The organism is Parabacteroides johnsonii DSM 18315, assembly GCF_025151045.1.
Lineage (GTDB): Bacteria > Bacteroidota > Bacteroidia > Bacteroidales > Tannerellaceae > Parabacteroides > Parabacteroides johnsonii.
The window spans coordinates 3097410-3118507 of record NZ_CP102285.1; the positions used below are offsets into that span (position 1 = coordinate 3097410).

A 21098-nucleotide genomic window follows, 5' to 3' on the forward strand; every position below is an offset into this window, starting at 1 on the left:
TTATTGTGTTACCGAAAAGTCATAAAAAAAGGGATTCCTCTCTTACTTATCGGAATAACAAAGTTATAAATAAATTTCTGAAAGAAACAACTTATTTGCTGTCCGGTAAGATATTTTTTCGAGAGAAAGCCCTTTTTAGATTAAAAAAGCAGCAATAGCTACTTTTTTAGGTAGTCTTATTCTTCAAAAAGTTTGTTGAACTCGTCGACTGTCACTTCCTTGGTGTCCAGTTCGACCTGTTCTTTCAACCAGCCTGCCAGTTTTTCTTCAACCGCACGGTCGATGATATTCTGCAGTGTCTGTTTGTTTTTCAAAATGTCTTTAGCATAGTTAGCTAATACGTCTTCCGGTACGGAAAGCATTCCATACTGGGCAAACTGTGCTTTAGCTACACGTTTAGCAAAGTCTTCGATGTCAGCATCTTCAACTTTCAATCCGTTTTCCTTCACCAGATTTTCTTTGATCAGCTGATATTTCAAATCTTCTATGATCCGAGGATATTCTTCGTCGATCTTTTCTTTCGTGTTCTTTTCATTTGCAACCAGCAACCAACGTTTCAGCAAGTCTTCAGCAAATGAAAGTTCACCGGCTTTCTGGACCAGCAGGTCGCGGGCATCAACCAGGAACTTGAAGTCGCTCTGCGGAGTGAACTGCTCAGCCAAAGCTTCGCGGATCTTGTTCTTGAATTCTTCTTCGCTGGTAACGACACCTTCGCCGAATACTTTGTCGAACAATTCCTGGTTCAGCTCTGCATTCTTATGACGAGTCACCTCTGTGATTTCAAAGCTGAAATCGCCCGTGATACCGCTAACGGCATCTTTATCCACTTTCAGGAAAGAAGCAATTTCCGCTTCTGCACCTTCGTATGCCTTATTAGGATTGAATACTATCACGGAGTTTTTCTTTGCACCGATGAATTTAGCTTTTTCAGCTTCATCCTTCATATACATCGGCATCAAAACAGCCTCTTCAACAACGATACCGCCTTCTTTCGGAGAACCGTTTTCCAGTTCGGCTACTGTACCTTTCACCAGATCTTTTTCTTCTACATCCTCTACTTGGTCGTATGCACCGAAGTTAGCCTGATAAGCCTCAACTTGTTTGCCGATCATTTCGTCGTCGATATTCACCTGGAAATAAGGGAGCTTGTCATTTTTAGACAGTTCGATCTTGATTTCCGGAGCCAGAGCAACATCAAAACAAAATTCGAAGTCTTCCTGAGTATCGAAGTTGATTTCTTTCTGTTCAGTTTCGTTAGGCAGCGGTTCGCCCAAAATATTCAATTTGTTTTCACGGATATAGTTATACAGGTTTTCAGAAACCAATTTGTTGATTTCTTCAACCAATACATGCTTACCATACATTTTCTTTACCATACCCATCGGGACCATTCCTTTACGGAAACCCGGTACATCTGCTTTCTGACGGAAGCTGCGAAGGCTCTTTTCAACCTTGTCTGCATAGTCAGCTTTCACTATTTCCAATTTCACAATGCCTTTTGTAGCATCGATGTTTTTAAGCGAAACGTTCATTCTGAATGATTTATTTAATTAATAGTCTTGTTCGAATTTTAAGGTGCAAAATTAGACTTATTCTTTTAATCTCGCAAATTGTTTGCTTAGAAACTGTTTTGATTTTTTACAAACAGCCTACTTTGTTATTTTGCCGTTGTTTTCGCCTCATGATTTGAGATGTATTTAGGAGCCATATTATTTTTTTTAAGCTAAAATGTTGTTTATCTAAAATAAATGCATTCCTTTGCGATGTGAAAGGGCATTAACCTTGAACGTACCTAACATTGTTTTTTATTTCTTCATTTACTCGTTACTTGTCGAATATCTCTCACTGTTACGAAATTCCGGTTTACGACTTTCATTAAGTAACAATTTTATTTTTTAAATTTTCTATTTTTATGAACATTTATGTTGGGAACCTGAACTATCGTGTTCGGGAAGATGATTTGAAACAAGTAATGGAAGAATACGGTACGGTTGAATCCGTAAAGATCATCAAGGACCGTGAGACAGGCAAATCAAAAGGTTTTGGTTTTGTTGAAATGCCGGACGATGAAGCAGCCAAGAAAGCGATCGCCGAGTTGAATGAAGCTGAATATGAAGGTCGCCAGATGGTAGTAAAAGAGGCTCGTCCTAAATAATTACTTTTCCGGAAAAAATAAGAAACTTCTGCTTATCTTTGAGCAGAAGTTTTTTTATGCTCAAAAATATGTTCTTAAAAGGTATATATGCCGGAAAACCGGCCATCTTCCAATTGATCGTCCTGCTTCTCCTGATTCTGGCAGGCGCAGTTTTCTCATCGCTGATTGCAATGGGATTATTCTATATGATCTATGGTTTACACGCCGATATTACGCTGTATCCGGACATGATGCGCCTGTTGCAACTTATTTCAGCCCTCGGGACATTTCTCTTTCCGGCATTGGCACTTGCGTGGCTATGTAGCAGCCATCCAAAAGAATATCTGTCGATCGGGAAAATGCCTAAAGGACGCATATTGCTCCTCACGTTGCTCAGTATATTTTTGCTCACTCCTTCCATCAGCCTGACCGGGATACTGAATAAGCAGATGGAATTGCCATCTTTTATGGAACCTATAGAAAACTGGATGAGGGCGCAAGAGGAAACAGCCGAACAGTTGACCCTGAAATTGCTGGCCGGAGAAGGGATCATAACTTTGTTTTTTAACCTGATCGTTATCGCGGTAACTGCCGGCGTCACGGAAGAATTTCTTTTCAGGGGCGCTTTGCAACGGGTAATCGGGAAATGGACACGCAACCATCATATCATTATCTGGAGTGCGGCCATCCTTTTCAGTGCCTTTCACATGCAGTTTTTCGGCTTCCTTCCGCGTATGCTGCTAGGGGCTTATTTCGGATATTTGCTTTATTGGACCCGAAATATCTGGATACCGGTATTTGCTCACTTCGTGAATAATGCATTCGCGGTCATCAGCATGTCGGATGCCAGTTTAAAAGATAACGAATTCATTACCGGGGATATCTCCACACAGAATCTGTTACCCTACACAATCGTGGCGATCGTTGCGCTATTTTTCTTTGTCCGTTGCTGTCAGAAATTGAAAATTATCAGATCGTCTATCATTAAGAAACAGTTTTGATTTTTCACAAACAGCCTGCTTTATTATTTTGCCGCTGTTTTCGCCTATGCTTTGAGGCGAAAAAATCAAAACACTTTCTAATTCTTAAAAGTCTTTTTTACGGAGAACAAAATCTTTACCCAAATATTTTTCACGTACAATTTCATTCTCAGCCAACTGCTCGGCTGTTCCCTGGAAAAGCACTTTTCCTTCGAACAGCAAATAGGCACGGTCACAGATACTCAACGTCTCGTACACGTTATGGTCCGTAATCAGAATCCCGATATTCTTATGTTTCAACTTCGCGACAATACTCTGGATATCTTGTACGGCGATCGGGTCTACCCCGGCAAACGGTTCATCAAGCATGATAAATTTAGGATCAATAGCCAGACAGCGGGCGATCTCGGCACGCCGTCGTTCACCTCCGGACAACTGGTCACCTAAATTCTTCCGCACCTTGTTCAACCCGAACTCAGCAATCAGACTTTCCAGTTTTTCTTTCTGGTATTCGGGAGTCGTCTCTGTCATTTCCAATACGGAACGAATATTATCCTCCACCGTCATTTTACGGAAAATAGACGCTTCCTGGGCCAGATAACCGATACCGTTACGAGCACGTTTATATACAGGGAACTTCGTGATCTCCATATCGTTCAAAAATATCTTTCCTTCATTAGGAGTCACCAATCCTACCGTCATATAGAAGGTGGTCGTTTTCCCGGCTCCGTTAGGCCCCAACAATCCCACGATCTCCCCTTGCTTCACATTAATCGAAACATGATTCACAACGGTACGCGTCTTATATTTCTTAACGAGGTCTTCCGTACGAAGCACCATTTGTTGTTCGTCTGTCATATCCCAAAATCTTTGCCACAAAGAAACGGAATTAATTCTTTCTATACAACACAAACAACAGAGATAATGAACAGTTGTTCCCAGATTTGCGTTATATTTGCAGACTGTAATCGAATAGAAACATATAAATAATGAATAAAGCATTACATCAAGTAGGTGAATATGTCATGTTGATGGCGAAATGCATCTCCGTTCCAAACCGGTGGAGCATGTTCTTCAAGCAGCTGATAAAAGAAATATACAAATTAGGAGTCGATTCGCTCTGGATTGTCATTATCATTTCCATTTTTATCGGTACGGTTATCGCTATCCAGATTTCGCTGAACATCAGTTCTCCTCTTATCCCTAAATTCACGATCGGATACACGACACGTGAAATTATCCTGCTGGAATTCTCTTCTTCCATCATGTCATTGATTTTGGCGGGTAAAGTTGGTAGCAACATTGCTTCCGAGATCGGAACCATGCGTGTGACGGAACAGATCGACGCAATGGAAATCATGGGAGTTAACTCTGCCAACTTCCTGATCCTTCCGAAGATGGTCGGTATGATGACTTTCATTCCGGTATTGGTTATCTTCAGTATGTTCACTGGTATTTTAGGAGGTATCGCAGCCAGCCATTCCACAGGAACAGGTATGACACCCGCTTCTTTCGAATACGGCTTACAATTCTACTTCAATGAGTTCTACATCTGGTATTCCATCATTAAATCCGTTGTGTATGCGTTTATTATTTCATCCATAGCCGCCTATTTCGGTTACAATGTAAAAGGCGGTGCATTGGAAGTAGGTAAAGCCAGTACGAACGCAGTTGTCATGAGCAGTATCATGATTCTGCTGGCCGACGTGATCTTAACCAACTTAATGCTGACATAAAAAATGGTAGAAGTAAAACATATCACCAAGTCCTTTGAAGGACGGGTTGTCCTCAATGACATCAGTGCTGTCTTCGAAACGGGAAAAACAAACCTGATTATCGGGCGAAGCGGTTCCGGCAAGACGGTACTTATTAAAAATATTATCGGACTGATGCGCCCTGACTCCGGAGAAGTCCTGTACGACGGACGTGATCTGACCTCGATGGGCAAGCATGAACTGAACATGTTGCGTCGTGAAATGGGCATGCTTTTCCAGGGATCGGCTCTGTTCGACAGCATGACGGTGTTGGAAAATGTCATGTTCCCGTTGGATATGTTCTCAAACGATACTCACAAAGATCGCTTGAAACGTGCCCAGTTCTGCTTGGATCGTGTCAATCTGTCGGAAGCCGGCCATCTCTATCCGTCCGAGATCAGCGGCGGTATGATGAAACGTGCAGCCATTGCCCGGGCGATCGCCTTGAACCCAAAATATCTGTTCTGTGACGAACCGAACTCCGGCCTGGACCCCAAGACTTCGCTGATTATCGACGATCTGATCCACGATATCACCGCCGAATACAAAATGACGACTATCATCAACACACATGATATGAACTCCGTCATGAATATCGGTGAAAACATTATCTTCATCAAAGAAGGTGTAAAAGAATGGCAAGGCAACAGCAGAGAGGTCATTACATCCAAAAACAAGGCATTGAACGACTTTATCTTCGCCTCCGATCTGTTCCGTAAGGTGAAAGAGGTCGAGGAAGAAGAGCTGAAAGAAGAAGAACTAAAAGCAAAGTAAAAAAATATCCGATGCCCATCGGAAGGAAAAACTATGGGCATCGGATCAGAAAGGGATAGGCATCGGATTAGTTACTGATGCCTATTTTTATCTATACCCTCAAAATGCAGGTTTCAAGCCTTCCCACCTCACATTCCACTGTCCGTTTTTAGGGAATCCGGGATTCTCTTCCTCACAACCGTCCCAACCGGCACACATCATTGCGACAACAGTTAGCAGACCACCATTTCCCGGTAAGTAAAGCGGAAGTCCTTCATTTTGGAAATTGTGTCCATTAGGCAGGTAAGTATTTTTCTGAACATTCTTCAACAAAGCTTCCAACGCCCACTCCGGCTCATTCAACCGGATTGCAGTCATCGCTATCAAAGGGTAATCCCATCCCCAGGTTTCAGTCCAGTCCCAATTGTCCAGAACATGACGCAACGTTTTACGCATAACCTCCTTATCCAAATAGGCCGATGCCGGAAGGAAACCATAAGCGGCCAATTGAGTCGGATGTCCCCCGTCTTTCTCTAATACAGATTCAGCCTCAACATAAATCCCATTGACAACGGGCCAAGGAGCCATCTGATCTGCCATCCGATCCCAATCAGCATTCCGTTTCCGTCCCATCCTCTCTCTCCAATCATTAGCCTTTTTCAATCCCCAGCTCCAATATGCCAGTTCGAAAGCAGGATTGATATTTTCCCGGAATGTTCCACTGTTTCCTTCACGGGCGGAGATTATCGGGGGACCTAAAACGTAACATTTCCGAGAGGCATCCCAATGAGCATAATCGTACATAAACTCAGCTGTCGCATCTATCAAGCTGCCAAACCGGTTCAATGTCTCCTCTGTCGGATTTTCCCGATAAAGCAATTCCGCATAGAAAATCGGATGTGGCTGCTGCCAGACCAATAAAGGGCCGACACCGGAAGGAGCCTCCACACCGCCAGGTCCGATCATCTTCGGCCAACGGACTCCTTTATATCCTTGCGTGGCCGCATACGATTTTGCCACTTCTAAAATATCATCATACCAGTCTAAGGTATTCGACAAGTAGGCGGACCGACCCCACAAAGCAAAATGAACAGAATGCCACCAATGCATCTCCAGATGGAATTTTCCATACCAGCTATTGCAAGTCAAACCTGTCTCCTGAGGCGGATACTGTTGCCGGGACTGGATAGCGGTCAAATACTGAGACAAAACGATCCGGCGCTCCAACTCCTTCCAACGATGGTCTTTGCTCTCCGACAGATCGACAACACCGCCGCTCATCCAGAAAGTTTCCCACGCCTGTTTGTTTGCCCGGACAGCAGAGGCATAATCATCAGAGGTATCCAACGTGTTCTCATCTGTAGAAAAATCAACCAACAGCATAAACTCATCTTTATCGGAAAGTAATTCCAAAAAATAGCTATGTCGTGAAGTTTCTCTCAAAGCAGCCTTCACGGACGTCCGTATACGGCAACAATAGACAAAATCATCCGTCTGATGTTTAATGACCCAATCATTCTCACCACTTCGGATAATCCAAGACCGATGGCCGTCTTCGACATCCCAGACAGCCGGTTCCTTGCCAAATGCGACACTGGGAAAAGGGAAACATATCCGTACCCCCAACTTCTTCTCGGAAAAGAGAGGAGATTGCAAGCGATAGGCTAATTCATCCTTATCCGGATGACAAAGCGTCGTGATTTCTACAGGAGAGCCGGACAGTTTAAAACGGCTTTCCAACGTTCCTTCCCAAACATTCAACTGTTGACGAGGTTCGCTCAACTCATCCTCCGAAAGCGTCTTTCCTTCCGCCTTCAGCAAACCGATCAGAGCCAATCCCGTTTGATGTGGATTGGCACGAAGATATTCATGACCGGGAGAAGAACCGATCGGATAAGGGACCTTCCTGTCGTAAGCATCCACATATTTGAAAACATCAGACAACTGATAGTTTTCTGTATTCGGAAAACTATGCCAGCCCCACTCCGACATCGTCGATAAAGGGATCCCTTCCCGGTACAATTCAGGAAAGGTTTGCATCCCCGTTATATCAGCTGTATAACAGAAGCGTCCGTTCCCGACGGAAAGTGGAGAATATTTGTCAATCTGCGTCTGCATCACATTATGGCGCATGACAAGTGCTTTCCGGTCTATCTTGTTACTTCCTGCCATTCCCGCACAACAGCAGGCAAACAGGGAAGTAATCATAATCAGTTTTTTTATATTCATATTCCTACTTCATTTTTGAAGATATTATATCATTGGTATTCAATTTTCCTACTTCTGTTCCACCGCAACCTGTATCGTTACTGGTCCCAACAGACCAGAAGGTTCCAACGTTATCTCGGATACTGCATTTCCTCTAAAGTCATTTCCCAAAACGACATTCGTTTGTGTATACTTGGTTGGGGCCACAGCCATCTCATCACCTGCAACCCGGTTAAACCAGGAATTGGTCACTTCTACAATCACATCGTTTTCTCCTTCCTTCAAACCGTCTGTTATATCCACACGGAAAGGCTTTGTCCAGACAACTCCCTTGTCTTTCCCGTTAATACGAACAGAGGCAATCCCGACATCCTTTACATTTTCGAGTTGCAGATAATACCGATTTGTCGGATTCTTTTCAAAATTAGCAGTAAATTTCTTATTATAGACTGCCGTTCCCGAATAATATTTGATTCCTTTATCCGGATGCGTCGTCCAATCTATCAATTCCGGGAATACAACAGATGACGGCCCTCCCCATTTCGGATCAAAATTGACAGTCCAGGCACCATCCAACACTTGCAAAATTTCATAATCAGGATCATTACCGGTTTTCGCACCTTGCTTGTTACAAGCAATCTCCTTATGGAACACCACACACATAGAACCGTAAGGTTCCAACGTCAAGGGAACGATCGTCTTTTCTTCTTTCTGGGTAAAAGCCCCTGCATCCCGTATCTCTCCGGTAAGGGCATCCCATAACTCCGGCTGTAGTCCCGATACGCGAAAACGTACGTTGATCTTTTGCCGTTCCGCTGTCTGATTGCTGACAAAATAAACATGAGCATCATCGATTATATAATGGATGTAATCAAAATCCGTCTTGCTATCATTGCCTTCGACTGCAAAATCAACCGGTTGGTTCCGTGAAAGCAGGTATTCCCTGGCACTTATTCCCCAAGAGACAATACCCTTGCCATATTGATTCTGCCCGGTTGTTCCGGTTGTCGTTCCCCAAAGTAGGTCTGCCAATTCTTTAAATTCAGCAACCCCCTTCTCTCCTCCGGACAGCGATACGGCTTTCTGTGGTTTCGGGCCGAGAACTGAAGCTCCTTCTTTTACCAGCATTTCCAATTTCTTCAATACAGGTAACGACAATACCCGGTGATCCGGTAGAACCAACACTTTATATCTCCTACCCCCCGGAACAACAATATCTCCATCTTCGACCCCTAATTTCATCAAAATGTTTTCATCCGTCACATCGTAATCAAAACCGAACATCGCACCAGGCATATCCGAATGTTTAAAGGGATAGACATTCGGGACGTGATCGCCATAATAATAAAGGACATCAGCAACAAATGTTCCTTCCTGCGCCAACATCTGTACACGATGCATATAATCGATGAAAGGGCCTGATTTACTCCACCAGGTAACACGCGGGTTCACATGTGTACCCGCAAAATATTCCTGTCCCGGTATTCCCTGCTCCGCAGGTGAACAAGTAAAGGTGTGGAAATACACCCGGTTCAGGCCAGCGCATATTTCATGGTCGAATGCCGACTTCTGGTCGTGCCACAGTTCATCGTTCCAATGCGGACCGATTGTCGTGAAAGACTCGGCTCCCACAATCTTCTTTCCGTAAATATGGGCAGCGGAAGAGGCCTGCTTGATAAAGAAACGGTCCTGCGGTCGCGGACGGTGCGGAGAAGGCGACCAGAACTCGCTCATCACAATGTCACTGAAACCATAATTCTTCATACCATCCAACGGTCCGGCATGAGGTCCTGCTGACTCCGGTTGAATTCCCATATTATGCTGGTGAGCATGTTCGGCAAAGCGGGCATAATGATTCGTGGCGACCAGATGTGCTATCGTCTTGCGGAAGTCAGCCAGAAAAGCATTTGAAGTGTCGATATTATTCACGACGTGGCCGGCAATAAGAGGCAAATATTGTTTCAAATCGTATCCGCAATATGAACGGAATTCATCGGCAAAAGCATCCGTCCAGTTCATTCCCCCGCACTCCCAGCTATCCGTCTCCATAAACTTCAATGTCGATCCCACATGCTTTTCACCTGCCGCCTGAAGAATCGGCTTGACGATTGTATTCCAATAAAAATCAAATGCACTCCGATCCATGTAATCCAAGACATTGCCTTGCCAATCCCTGCTGGAAGTCGAAACTTCGGACTGGGTACAAGTATAACCGATACGCATAATATTCCAGTCGCCTTCAGGAGCATCCCAACTAAGCAAGCCCTTTTCATCCATCTGTCCTGTAAGGTCGACTATTCGGGCCATATCAACAAGATATATCGTTTTATCCGGTTTCTTGTCTCTGCCACGCGCATTATTCTCCAATAAAAAACGGCAATCAGGAGCAGAGCCTCCCAGTTCGTGAAAACCTAACTTCAGATCCAGATTACTGACCGGTTCATCTGTTTCATTTTCTTTATTCGATGGAAAAGCAAGGACGACAATATCCTTGTAAAACCCTTTATGGACTTCTGGTTCCGCCAATTGCAAATGGAGCGTTTTTCCTCCTGTCACCTTTTGTTCGGAATAAGTGAGTTGCTTGGCTGCATACTGCGGAGTGACACATGGTCCACCCAAGTTCCACCCACTTTGGATATTGAAACCGATTTCCAATCCTAAACGTTTGGCCTCATCCAAAGCAAAGACAAAAAGATCCGTCCACTCTTTACTTCCAAAAAGTGGCCCGGCAGGGATGTCTTTATTCCCCCGCTGATTATGTCCACCGGCATCAAAGATCATAGCTCCTTGGAAGTTCCGGGACTTCATCGCTTCCAAATCTTTTGTGATCGCATCTTTTGTCACATTTCCATTCAACCACCACCACCAACAATTAACACCATAGGCTTTATCCGGTTGCTGGAAATTGCTTTTCAAATAGTCATAGTCAATTTGTAATTTTCTATCCTCAGGCTCCTTGTCCGAACCCGTACAGCTAAAAAGAAAGCCAAGTAATATCACTTCCCAACATATTGTTTTCCAACTCATCACTCACATCTATTATCTATTTTAATAATCAAACCCGCTAAAATTTTATTCATGGTTCGATTCATAAAATTTTAGCGGGTCTTAGTAAAAATCACTATGCTAACCTATTAATTCCAACCAGGATTTTGTTCCATTACAACATCCTTATTTGTATCGATAACAACCTGAGGAATCGGCCATAAATTGAAATTTTTGGTCAATGTCGTCCTCGGATCATCCCAGTAAGCGTATTTCTTAATCCGATCCACGGCAACAGTTCCCCCCATACGCAACAGGGTGTTCCAACGGCATTCTTCATACACCAGTTCACGAGCACGTTCGTCCAGTATCAAGTCGACATTCACATCCGAAGCTTTCACCAGATAGTCACATTGCGCACGTTTACGCAGCAAATTAATATCATCAGCCGCACCAGCATTATCTCCTGATCGCATCTTGGCTTCTGCACGCAGCAAGATAGTTTCCGGCAAACGAATCAAATATTCATCACGGAACAAGTTACTTCTGTTTTCCCCTGCATCCAAACCTCTGTACTTATCAGTCGAAATCTTACAGGAGATCGGAAAACATTGTGTCCAAGAACCGTCAACAGCATCTTTACTTTCTCCGTCTTTATAAATAACACTCCAAGGAACCGGTTTACCATAATAAGGAGAAGAAGGCACATTTCCTAACAAAGTACGTCTAAGAACAGCTTCCGAATTACGCAGGTCGCTACCCCATTTACCCTCATAAACAAGATCTCTCGTATATTTTGTCGGGGTTACTTGTACGATACCGCGACCTCCGACATCCTCCATCGCCGAATTCAAATGGGCAGACATGGGATCTCTGTAAACCGGGCCAAAAGAGCGGGAATACTGCAATTTTGATTCTCCATCCTCTGCTTTATAGGCATCATAGTCAATCTGGGCGACCCAAATAGCCTCTTTGTTGCCCTCCTGATAGTTCTGGTTACCTTCTTGGAACAAGTCCCAATAAAGATTTCCTTCTACCGGATAGCCAGCTGCAGAATAGAGATGTTCCGGAGTCTGCATACTTTCCTCTGTTGCATAATAATAAACCGGATCTTCGTCCGCTCTGGAGCCGAAACGTTCCGTCATCAAACTATAAACGGAACCATCAATCACGTCATTACCATAAGCGATCGCTTTTTGATAAGCAGCAGGCGCCTCTCCACCTTTACCATCTTCTTCCAATGCTATACCTTTATCAATATACAACTGGCAAAGGTTATGCTGAGCCGCACCTCTGACCAGACGTCCCATTGTTCCGGTAGTTTCCGGCAAATCATTCAAGATTGCTTCCAGCTCATCAATAGCATATTGATAAGTTTCCAGACGGCTACTACGCTCAAAATCATAACGTGGAGTTGTTGTAATTTCTGTTACGAGAGGAACGCCACCATATAATTCACCCAAATTCCGATAAGCAAAAGCTCTGAAAAAACGGGCCTGAGCCATCACATAAAGCTTTTCAGCTTCCGAAGTCCAAGAGATCTGAGGAAGTTCTGCCGCATACAAAGCAAGATTCGCTTTCGATATTAACTGATACCAATGTGAATAATTAATATAAAAAACTTCCGTAGTCGAATTCAATATACTATAATCATTGAAACGGTTGCTACGACGGATAGTAGCCACGTCAAACATATCCGTTCCATTTCCTCCACGAAAGACAAAGGCTGTATTGCTCTCTTCAGTCATACACATCATAACACGTATATGGGAATAGCAGCCTATCAACACCTGATCAACCTGTTCAGAAGTAGAGAAGACATTATCTATCGTATAAAATGTTTCAGGATCTTCTTCCAAAAACTTGGAATCATTACAGCTGCCAAGTAAACAAGCACTCAACAAGCCACAAACACTATATTTTAATACATTTTTCATTTCTGTATATTTTATCTGTTAGAAACTGATATTTGCACCCAAAGAAAAAGATGTTAATACAGGATAAGTATTTTCGCTAACGGTAACACCAACCTCAGGATCTCCTCCCTGCCATTTGGTTATCGTAAATAAGTTTTTCGCCGTAAAGAATACTTTCAAATTTTGGATATTTACTTTTTGTACCCAAGGTTCACGGAATGTATATGACAAAGTCACATCCTGCAAACGAACGAATGCCCGGTTCTGCAAACCTAAGAAACGTCCGCCATCATCATTAAATGTTGCTGCAGGATATTCATTGCTCTTATTCTCAGGAGTCCACCAAGGTATATAAATACCATTGGTATTGAACCTACCGGAACCATTAGTCAAATAAGCACCTTTATTAGACTTTTGATAATATCCACCGCCACCAAATGTACCGGTCAGCATAAAATATAAATCCCAATTTTTGTATGTAATCGTGTTACTCATATTCAACTTGAAGTTAGGCGTAGAATATCCCAAAATAACACGGTCTGCAGAAGTAATCACTCCATCATTGTCCATATCTTTATATTTAGGAATACCCGGAGTCGCTCCATTCGCTTTCATATATTCGATATCGGTCTCTTGGACTATACCATCTTGTTGATAACCATAGATGGCTCCCAAAGGCTTCCCTATAAAACGAGAGTTCGAGATATCATCATCCTCTTTGCCATCGCCATTCAAATCTTCACCATACAGATGGACCAATTTATTACGGTTCAGCCAAAATGTCAAGTTCGTCGTCCAATACCAATCCTGTGTATTGATATTCACGGAACGAATTGTCAATTCCACCCCTCTGTTATTAACCTGCCCCATAGAAGACTTCATATTTTTAAAGCCTGTCATAACAGGGATATCTCTCGTAAATATCTGATCTGTTGTTTTAGAAAAATAAAGATCCAGATCTACAAACAAGCGACTACCTAACCAAGCAGATTCAAAGCCTGTATTCCAAGATTCTGTCGTTTCCCAACCTAAATTAGCATTGCCAAGTGCTTTCTGATTCAATCCATAGATAATATCACTGCCCCCAAATTCATAGCGGACACCGCCGGAAGCTCCATTGTTGATGGTTGACAATGTTCCATAAGGGTCCAACCCCTGATTACCGTTCTTACCCCAGGATACCTTCAATTTCAAATCATCCAAATACGAAATTGAAGACATAAACTTTTCACTGCTCAATCTCCAGGCTCCACCAAATGCAAAGAAATCTCCCCACTTTTGATTAACCCCAAAAACAGAAGCTCCATCACGACGATAAGAACCGGTAAAGAAGTAACGATCATCATATGAATAAGATGCACGGCCCAAATATCCGATATTGGAACGCTGGTTATTATCCATATTGACTTTCTGAACTGTAGCTTTGTGCAAACCATTTATACCCAAAGTAGTATTACCATTTGCAGCAAAGTTCGAACCGGTCGTTTCTATCATCTCGTATTTTTTCCTATCACGCGTAGCAACGGCAGTCAAATCAATTGAATGTTTTCCAAATGTATTTTTATAATTCAGAATATTATCGATCACCCAACTGTCTGTCGTATTATTATTAATTTTCCCATTGGCGCTTGCTAACAAACTTTGGAGCGTTGCCGGAGAATAACGGGTTTCATCATCATAAGCACCTTCTTTAACAAAATACCCTTCATAATAAAAATCTCCAGACTGGTTTTTACTTAAGTTTCCGGCATAATTAAAACGATAGCTCAAACCTTCAACCCAAGGGAGTTTGACAACGGCATAAGCATTTGCACGGAAATTGTTTCGTATATCCTTATTATCACGAACACTCTTGTCAGTATTCCATAAGGCATTTACACTCGACTGTGTATATGGGAATTTTTCCAACAATTTTTCCGACCCATTTCTATACATCACACCGTAAGGAGATGTTTGCGTAGCCTCGCCAATATTAGCTCCCACACCCGAATAATCAGACTTCGTAAATGCAGCATCTACTCCTATCTGTAACCAGCTTGTTATATCCGTATTGATTTTTGCCAAAGCTGTTATTCTATTATAATCATCCCCAATAACTACACCCTGATTATCCGAATAGGCCGCAGACAAATAGTAATTCATTTTCTCTCCAGCTCCGGAAACCGATACTTGGTAGTCCTGTACCCAACCTGTACGAGTTGACGCGTCTAACCAATTTATCTCCCTACCAGCTTCCATATTTGCCAATTCCTGAGGCTTTAACCAACTTAAATCCGAACTATTATTTCGCGCCATTACAGATTCAAGCCATTGCTCTCCCTTCATCAATTCCGGCTTATTCTGCCAAGTCTGCATACTACCTGTAGCATTAAAAGTGACAACAGGCTTTCCGGTTTTTCCTCTTTTAGTCGTTATAATAATCACGCCATTTGCAGAACGGGAACCATAGGCTGCTGCAGATGTCGCATCTTTCAATACATCATAAGAAGCAATATCATTCGGGTTTATATCATTAATGCTACCCATAAAAATAACTCCATCCACCACGATCAGCGGATCATTGGACCCGGAAATAGATTTTTGTCCACGCATCTGCATGCTCGGCTCTCCACCAGCAGAATTAGTCGCTCCGATATCCAAACCTGAGACATTACCTTTCAGAGATTCCAATGCATTCAAGTTCGGAGACAGGGCAATCGGAGAATTCTCTAATTTAACAGAACTGACAGAACCGGTGAAATCTTTTCTTTTTGTCGTTCCATAACCGATAACAATGACTTCGTCCAATGTTTCCGTATCTTCCTTCAATAATACATCCAATGTACTGTTCTTTCCCACTGGAATTTCCTGAGTAATATATCCGATATAGGAAACTACCAAAATACTGTTCGACCCCACTTCCAGCGAATATTGTCCATCGATATCCGTAATCGTTCCATTTGCTGTTCCCTTCTCAACAATATTTGCCCCAATTACCGGTTCACCGCTTTGGTCCTTAATAATACCGGTAATCTTCCGGGTATTTTGTTGAGTCGACGCAGATACATAACCGGGAGCAGATAGTACAATTTGATTGTTTTCTTTAATTATATAAGTGATCTGTGCCTGTTTCTTTATCTGTTCCAACACATCCCGAATATTTTCTCCCTGAGCTGAAACTGAAATTCTTGTATTCAGACCGGATAGATTGTCATTATAAAAAAATCGATAATCACTTACTTTTTCAATTTCGCGAATCACCTCGCGAGTGGATTTGTTTTGCATGGATAAGGATATCTGTGCAGAAAGTATCGTACCCGAAACAAGGCAAAAACTTCCAATTGTGATTCCTTTCCGTAATAAATTCTTTAAGGTATTCATTTTTTTTAGAGTTCTCCATTAATTAATAATCAATTAATCAGGTAACTTTGTATCTGAAATCAAGTGGTGAGAAGCGATGATTTCAAATTGGCAAAATTACATTGCATAGATCTCAGGTGTGTCTATTCTTAATTAGATACACCTGTGTTTTTATACTCCCTTTCCCATAGGCATTCTGTTTACATTAATATTCTATTTTATTATTTTCTCTCCTCTATAATAATCTCGCCACCTACTTTCTTGTACATAATCGGCGCCGTAAGACTAATCAATTCAATCACGTTTTCCAGACTATTATTTTTAATAACTCCGGAAAAACGATAACGCTTTACCTTTTCAGAAGCAAACCGTACTTTCACATTATATAAGCGATCCAACATTACGGCTACTTCCTCCATCGTTACTCCTTTAAAAACAAGCTCATTATCCTTCCACATCCGAGCATAAGCCGCAAGATCATCGGAGACAATCATTCTACGCGAAGACTTATCAAAACTCAAACTCTCATCAGGTTTCAAAATGACTTCATCTTTCCCTATTGACGTACGAACTTTTCCCTCAAAAAGAGTTGTCGTCAACTCTCTATCTTCCTGATAGGCTTTCACATTGAAAGTCGTACCCAACGCCTCGACCTCCATTTCTCCAGCTTTCACTATAAATCTCGAAGTAGAATCTTTTGCCACCTCAAAATAACCTTCTCCCGACAAAACGACTTGACGATTCCCTTTTCCATAATCACCATTATAAGTCAATTCCGTATGAGAATTCAACCAGACTTTTGTCCCATCCGGCAATATAACACTTGCCCGTTGTCCTTTATCAACTAAAACCTTATAGGTCTGTGACAAATAATTTTCTGTTTTATCAGCCAAGTTCAAATATAGATGAACAAAAGTCATAAAGCCTAAAAGAAATACAACAGCTGCGGCATATGGCAACCACCGGCGAAACTGTAGCTTTCGAACTGTTTTTCGCTTTTCCTTCCTCCCTGTTTCTGTATGTATCCGGCTCTGAATATTCCGGAACATCCGATTCTGAATTCCAACCGGAAGTTCCTTTCCCTCCGCTTCCGTCCAAGACTGGCGATAATGTTGAAACAATAACTCACGAGCTCCAGGTTGTTTGAACCATGTCCATAACTCATGTTCCTCCTCAGCCGGAAGTTCACCACGCATAAAACGATCCAGCAGTTCGATGTATATATTTTTTCTTTCCATCCTCTATATTGTATATCCTTCATAAGGAAAAATCACTTACAAAGGCATTTAAATTTAACACTGATTAACCAAATAGCAAAAAAGGAGTATCCATCTCTTATCGGGAGGTAGTTTGGAACGTAAATATTGAAAAGAGCGATAAAGTTGTGTCTCTACCGTTTTTTCTGAAATGGATAATTTATGGGCAATTTCTTTATTTGATAGTTGCTCAAGGCGGCTTAAACGAAATATTTCTCTTCGGGAGGGAGGGAGATTCTCAATTAAATGGTCAATATATTCAAGAAGGGAATTCGCTTCATGTTGTTGTTCTTCTTTTGAATTATCACTTAGATCAATACTCTCAACATGCAACGTTGCATGTTGAGACAGACGGAATTCCGTCTCCTTAAAAACAAAATGCCGGGCAATCGTAAACAGGTAAGCCGTGATCCCTAACCCAGGTTCTATCTGCTCATGCTTTTCCCAAATTTTCAGAAAGACATTCTGTGTCAAATCTTCTGCAAGAGATTTATCAAACAATAAAGAGTTGATGAAGTTATACACCTGAGGACTATAAGTCCAATACAAATCCTCAAAAGCTTTTTCGTCGCCAACCTTCAAGCGTTTCAGTAAATCTTCATTGACTCTCATTTTATGTCGTTTTTTTATAAATTTGCATTAGACAAATTTACCCAAGTATATACAATAAACTATATACTTGGGTACTATTATTCAGAGGAGATTATCCTCCATAAGAGATTACGACAATCAATATCCAAACAACTCTTCCTGTGTCAGCTTCTGGATCGGACCATATTGTGACAAGCCTTTCAGATCAAGATCCTTTTCATCGCCTAATACACAATAGATATAAGTACGTCCTTTTACCCATTTTTCCTGGAACGACTTGATCTCAGGCAATGTCATTGTTTGGGCCTTTTCGAACAATTCTTTACGACTGTCGGTATTCAGACCTAAGTCCTGAGCATTCAGATAAGACCAGAGAACGTCTGATTTGGTAATACGTTCCGTACGTAAACGGGTGATGAGAGCGTCTTTAGCCAAGTTGAACGCTTTTTCTGATTCCGGCATATTATTGATAATTTCATCGAATGCTTTCATAGCATCAATCATCTTATCATTCTGAGTCGCAATAAACGTACGGTATACATACGGATATTTCAGTTTGGACGGAGTAATCAGGAAAGCCCCTGCGGAATAAGCCAAACCACGCGATTCACGCATTTCCTGGAATACGATCGCGTTCATGCCACCACCAAAGTATTCATTATACATATTCAATGTAGGCTGGATAGCCGGATCGAACTTTTCACCCCGGTTAGAGACTGCAGAGAAATAAATCTGCTTTGCATCATATTGGGCAAGCAAAACTTTATTCTCAGGAGTTTCCTGCTGGCTGAACTCAATTGCTGCCGGAACCGGTTGCAACTGGTCAGGTACATTATGATATTGTTTGATGATATCCAGAACAGCCTGCGGTTTTTCCGGACCATAATACAATATCTTATGATCGAATGAATTGATCTTATGAATACGGTCAACCAGTTCCTGAGGGTCCATCTGCTGCAATTCAACAGTTGTCAGTACATTTGTTGCAGGAGATTTCGGTCCCCAGATAGCATACTGGATCAGTTTGTTGAAATTCTGTCCCTGATTCAATTTGGCATCAGTCCGTTTTTTCAGGATATCGCCAGCAAGGTTTTCATAAGCCTCTTTGTTGACCTGTGCATCGGCCAGGATTTCTTCAAACAGAGCCATTGCTTTCGGCATATTCTCTTTCAAACCTTCCAGCATCACATACGTGCGATCCGAACCGGGGAATACATTAAAGTAACATGCCAGTTTGTAGAACTCCTCATTGATTTCCTTCAAGCTCATTTTAGATGTGCCCAAATACTTCATATATTCGAAAGCGGTACCCATTGCCTTATCATTATTCGTACCCATATCGAATACATACATCAGAGAGAAAAGATCGTTGGAAGTATTCTCCTTGTACAATACCGGAATATTGGATTTGGCAGTCAGTTTTTGCAAATCCTTACTATAGTCCAGGAATACCGGTTCGATAGGAGCCACTTTTGAAGCCTGTATTTCTTTCAGGAACATACTTGAGCTGTCACGGTTCATCACGATCGGGGTGATTTTAGGTTTGTCGATCTTTTTTTCGTTCGGATCTTTACCTTGCTTCTTATAGATGAGTGCATAGTTGTCACCGAAATACTTGTTGGCAAAATCGACGATCTGCTGCTTTGTCACTTTGCTCATACGATCCAACGAAGCGACTTCATCTTTCCAATCGACACCGTCGATGAAAGAAGAGACAAACATATCGGCACGGCCGTCGTTACGATCCATCCGGTACATTTGCATCAGTTTATAGTTATTGATAGCTGCCTCCAGTAAACCTTCATCGAACTCGCCTTTCTTCAATTTATCGATTTCAGCCAGGAAAAGATCTTTCACTTCATCCAATGTCTGACCCTGTTTCGGGCGACCGTTAATAACAAGAGCATTGTAATCTGACATTCCGTATGTTCCGGCATAGCAGCTTAACACTTTCTGTTGTTGAACCAAGTCGACATCCAACAAACCGGCTTTACCATTATTGATAATTTCACCAGTCAGGTTCAGCAAATCCTGGTCAGGAGAAGCAGCTCCCGGGAAACGCCAACCGATTGTCACATTTTCGGCATCGACACCCAACACTTCCTTTACAATCGGTGCTTTAATCGGAGATTCATGTGTTACCGGCAACTTCGGCAGATTGGGGTTCGGTTTCAAGTGACCGAAATATTTATTGATTGTCTCGATCATCTGATCCGGATCAAAATCACCGGACAGACAGATTGCCATATTATTAGGAACATACCAAGTTTTATGGTAGTTCTTGATATTCGTGATAGACGGGTTCTTCAAGTTTTCCTGTGTCCCGAGAACAGTCTGCGTTCCATAAGGATGATCAGGGAAAAGAGCGGTCAGAACAGCTTCATACACTTTACGGCCATCACTGGTAAGAGACATATTCTTTTCTTCATACACAGTCTCAAGCTCCGTATGGAAACCACGGATTACATTGTTTTCGAAACGGTCTGCCTGTATCTTGGCCCAGTTGTCAATCTGGTTGGAAGGGATATCTTCCACATAGACCGTCTGATCAAAACCGGTATACGCATTTGTTCCGGTTGCACCGATAGCAGACATCAATTTATCATATTCGTTTGGAATTGCCAACTTCGAAGCCTCATAGGAAACACTGTCGATCTGATGATAAATAGCCTGGCGTTCTGCCTCATCGGTAGTCTTACGATACACTTCAAAAAGCTGTTCGATCTGATCGAGCATCGGTTTTTCCTGTTCGTAATTCTGCGTGCCGAACTGCTGAGTCCCTTTAAACATCAAGTGTTCAAAATAGTGTGCCAGACCAGTCGTTTCGGCGGGATCGTTTTTACCTCCCACGCGAACGGCAATATACGTTTGAATACGCGGGGTCTCTTTATTCACAGTCATATACACCTTCAAGCCGTTATCCAGAGTATAGATACGGGCTTTCAGAGGATCGTTCGGGACCGACTCGTATTTAAACGGGGAAGTCTCTGCACATGCAGTAGCCAAAAGGAGAATAAAGGCTAACTGAAGAAACTGAATCGTTTTACGCATAAATTTTAATTTTAGATAATTACAATCGTCAAATATACATAATTTAAAATAAAAATAGCTCCTCTCTGAAAAAAAACGGAACAAGAACCGATTTTTTCAGACGGGAGCCAATATAAGTTTGTACAAACAGC

General features: G+C 42.2%; 13 protein-coding genes. 4 read left to right on the forward strand and 9 right to left on the reverse strand.

What is annotated here, in order from left to right:
- Positions 1-176: 176 nt before the first annotated feature.
- Entirely contained in the window at positions 177-1532 is a 1356-nt protein-coding gene (gene tig / locus NQ564_RS13020; protein WP_008149985.1) for a trigger factor, read from the reverse strand.
- 380 nt (positions 1533-1912) lie between these two features.
- On the opposite strand from tig, the gene NQ564_RS13025 reads away from it, so the two are divergent.
- Positions 1913-2155 carry an RNA recognition motif domain-containing protein gene (locus NQ564_RS13025; RefSeq protein ID WP_008149986.1) on the forward strand — a complete coding sequence of 81 codons (243 nt, stop codon included), beginning with the start codon at positions 1913-1915 and terminating at the stop codon, positions 2153-2155.
- Between the two features lie 68 nt (positions 2156-2223).
- A complete protein-coding gene (locus tag NQ564_RS13030; protein ID WP_039848218.1) occupies positions 2224-3135 on the forward strand; it encodes a CPBP family intramembrane glutamic endopeptidase in 912 nt (303 codons plus the stop codon).
- An 84-nt stretch (positions 3136-3219) separates the two neighbouring features.
- Here NQ564_RS13030 and lptB read toward each other — a convergent pair whose 3' ends face one another.
- On the reverse strand, positions 3220-3972 hold the full coding sequence (gene lptB, locus NQ564_RS13035) for an LPS export ABC transporter ATP-binding protein (RefSeq protein ID WP_008149990.1): 753 nt from the start codon (positions 3970-3972) through the stop codon (positions 3220-3222).
- A 131-nt stretch (positions 3973-4103) separates the two neighbouring features.
- On the opposite strand from lptB, the gene NQ564_RS13040 reads away from it, so the two are divergent.
- The gene (locus tag NQ564_RS13040; protein ID WP_008149992.1) at positions 4104-4850 is read left to right on the forward strand and encodes an MlaE family ABC transporter permease; all 747 of its coding nucleotides are present in this window, start codon (positions 4104-4106) and stop codon (positions 4848-4850) included.
- Between the two features lie 3 nt (positions 4851-4853).
- A complete protein-coding gene (locus NQ564_RS13045; protein ID WP_008149994.1) occupies positions 4854-5642 on the forward strand; it encodes an ABC transporter ATP-binding protein in 789 nt (262 codons plus the stop codon).
- Positions 5643-5741: 99 nt separating this feature from the next.
- Here the strand turns inward: NQ564_RS13045 and NQ564_RS13050 are convergent, their stop codons facing one another.
- From NQ564_RS13050 to NQ564_RS13080, 7 genes are all read right to left on the reverse strand, one after another.
- The gene (locus NQ564_RS13050; RefSeq protein ID WP_008149996.1) at positions 5742-7850 is read right to left on the reverse strand and encodes a hypothetical protein; all 2109 of its coding nucleotides are present in this window, start codon (positions 7848-7850) and stop codon (positions 5742-5744) included.
- Between the two features lie 48 nt (positions 7851-7898).
- Complete coding sequence (locus NQ564_RS13055) at positions 7899-10856, reverse strand: glycosyl hydrolase (RefSeq protein ID WP_008149997.1); 2958 nt, start codon at positions 10854-10856, stop codon at positions 7899-7901.
- A 107-nt stretch (positions 10857-10963) separates the two neighbouring features.
- Positions 10964-12751, reverse strand: coding sequence for a RagB/SusD family nutrient uptake outer membrane protein (locus NQ564_RS13060; protein ID WP_008149999.1), 1788 nt, complete (start codon positions 12749-12751; stop codon positions 10964-10966).
- A gap of 18 nt (positions 12752-12769) precedes the next feature.
- Complete coding sequence (locus NQ564_RS13065) at positions 12770-16090, reverse strand: SusC/RagA family TonB-linked outer membrane protein (protein ID WP_021861892.1); 3321 nt, start codon at positions 16088-16090, stop codon at positions 12770-12772.
- Between the two features lie 200 nt (positions 16091-16290).
- Complete coding sequence (locus NQ564_RS13070) at positions 16291-17307, reverse strand: FecR family protein (RefSeq protein WP_008150006.1); 1017 nt, start codon at positions 17305-17307, stop codon at positions 16291-16293.
- Between the two features lie 54 nt (positions 17308-17361).
- Positions 17362-17937, reverse strand: coding sequence for an RNA polymerase sigma factor (locus tag NQ564_RS13075; RefSeq protein ID WP_008150007.1), 576 nt, complete (start codon positions 17935-17937; stop codon positions 17362-17364).
- Between the two features lie 117 nt (positions 17938-18054).
- On the reverse strand, positions 18055-20967 hold the full coding sequence (locus tag NQ564_RS13080; RefSeq protein ID WP_008150009.1) for a M16 family metallopeptidase: 2913 nt from the start codon (positions 20965-20967) through the stop codon (positions 18055-18057).
- Positions 20968-21098 lie beyond the last annotated feature (131 nt).

Coding starts and splice junctions, on each gene's coding strand:
- tig (WP_008149985.1), bottom strand. CDS start 1,532: ATGAACGTTTCGCTTAAAAACATCGATGCTACAAAAGGCATTGTGAAA.
- NQ564_RS13025 (WP_008149986.1), top strand. CDS start 1,913: ATGAACATTTATGTTGGGAACCTGAACTATCGTGTTCGGGAAGATGAT.
- NQ564_RS13030 (WP_039848218.1), top strand. CDS start 2,224: ATGTTCTTAAAAGGTATATATGCCGGAAAACCGGCCATCTTCCAATTG.
- lptB (WP_008149990.1), bottom strand. CDS start 3,972: ATGACAGACGAACAACAAATGGTGCTTCGTACGGAAGACCTCGTTAAG.
- NQ564_RS13040 (WP_008149992.1), top strand. CDS start 4,104: ATGAATAAAGCATTACATCAAGTAGGTGAATATGTCATGTTGATGGCG.
- NQ564_RS13045 (WP_008149994.1), top strand. CDS start 4,854: ATGGTAGAAGTAAAACATATCACCAAGTCCTTTGAAGGACGGGTTGTC.
- NQ564_RS13050 (WP_008149996.1), bottom strand. CDS start 7,850: ATGAATATAAAAAAACTGATTATGATTACTTCCCTGTTTGCCTGCTGT.
- NQ564_RS13055 (WP_008149997.1), bottom strand. CDS start 10,856: ATGAGTTGGAAAACAATATGTTGGGAAGTGATATTACTTGGCTTTCTT.
- NQ564_RS13060 (WP_008149999.1), bottom strand. CDS start 12,751: ATGAAAAATGTATTAAAATATAGTGTTTGTGGCTTGTTGAGTGCTTGT.
- NQ564_RS13065 (WP_021861892.1), bottom strand. CDS start 16,090: ATGAATACCTTAAAGAATTTATTACGGAAAGGAATCACAATTGGAAGT.
- NQ564_RS13070 (WP_008150006.1), bottom strand. CDS start 17,307: ATGGAAAGAAAAAATATATACATCGAACTGCTGGATCGTTTTATGCGT.
- NQ564_RS13075 (WP_008150007.1), bottom strand. CDS start 17,937: ATGAGAGTCAATGAAGATTTACTGAAACGCTTGAAGGTTGGCGACGAA.
- NQ564_RS13080 (WP_008150009.1), bottom strand. CDS start 20,967: ATGCGTAAAACGATTCAGTTTCTTCAGTTAGCCTTTATTCTCCTTTTG.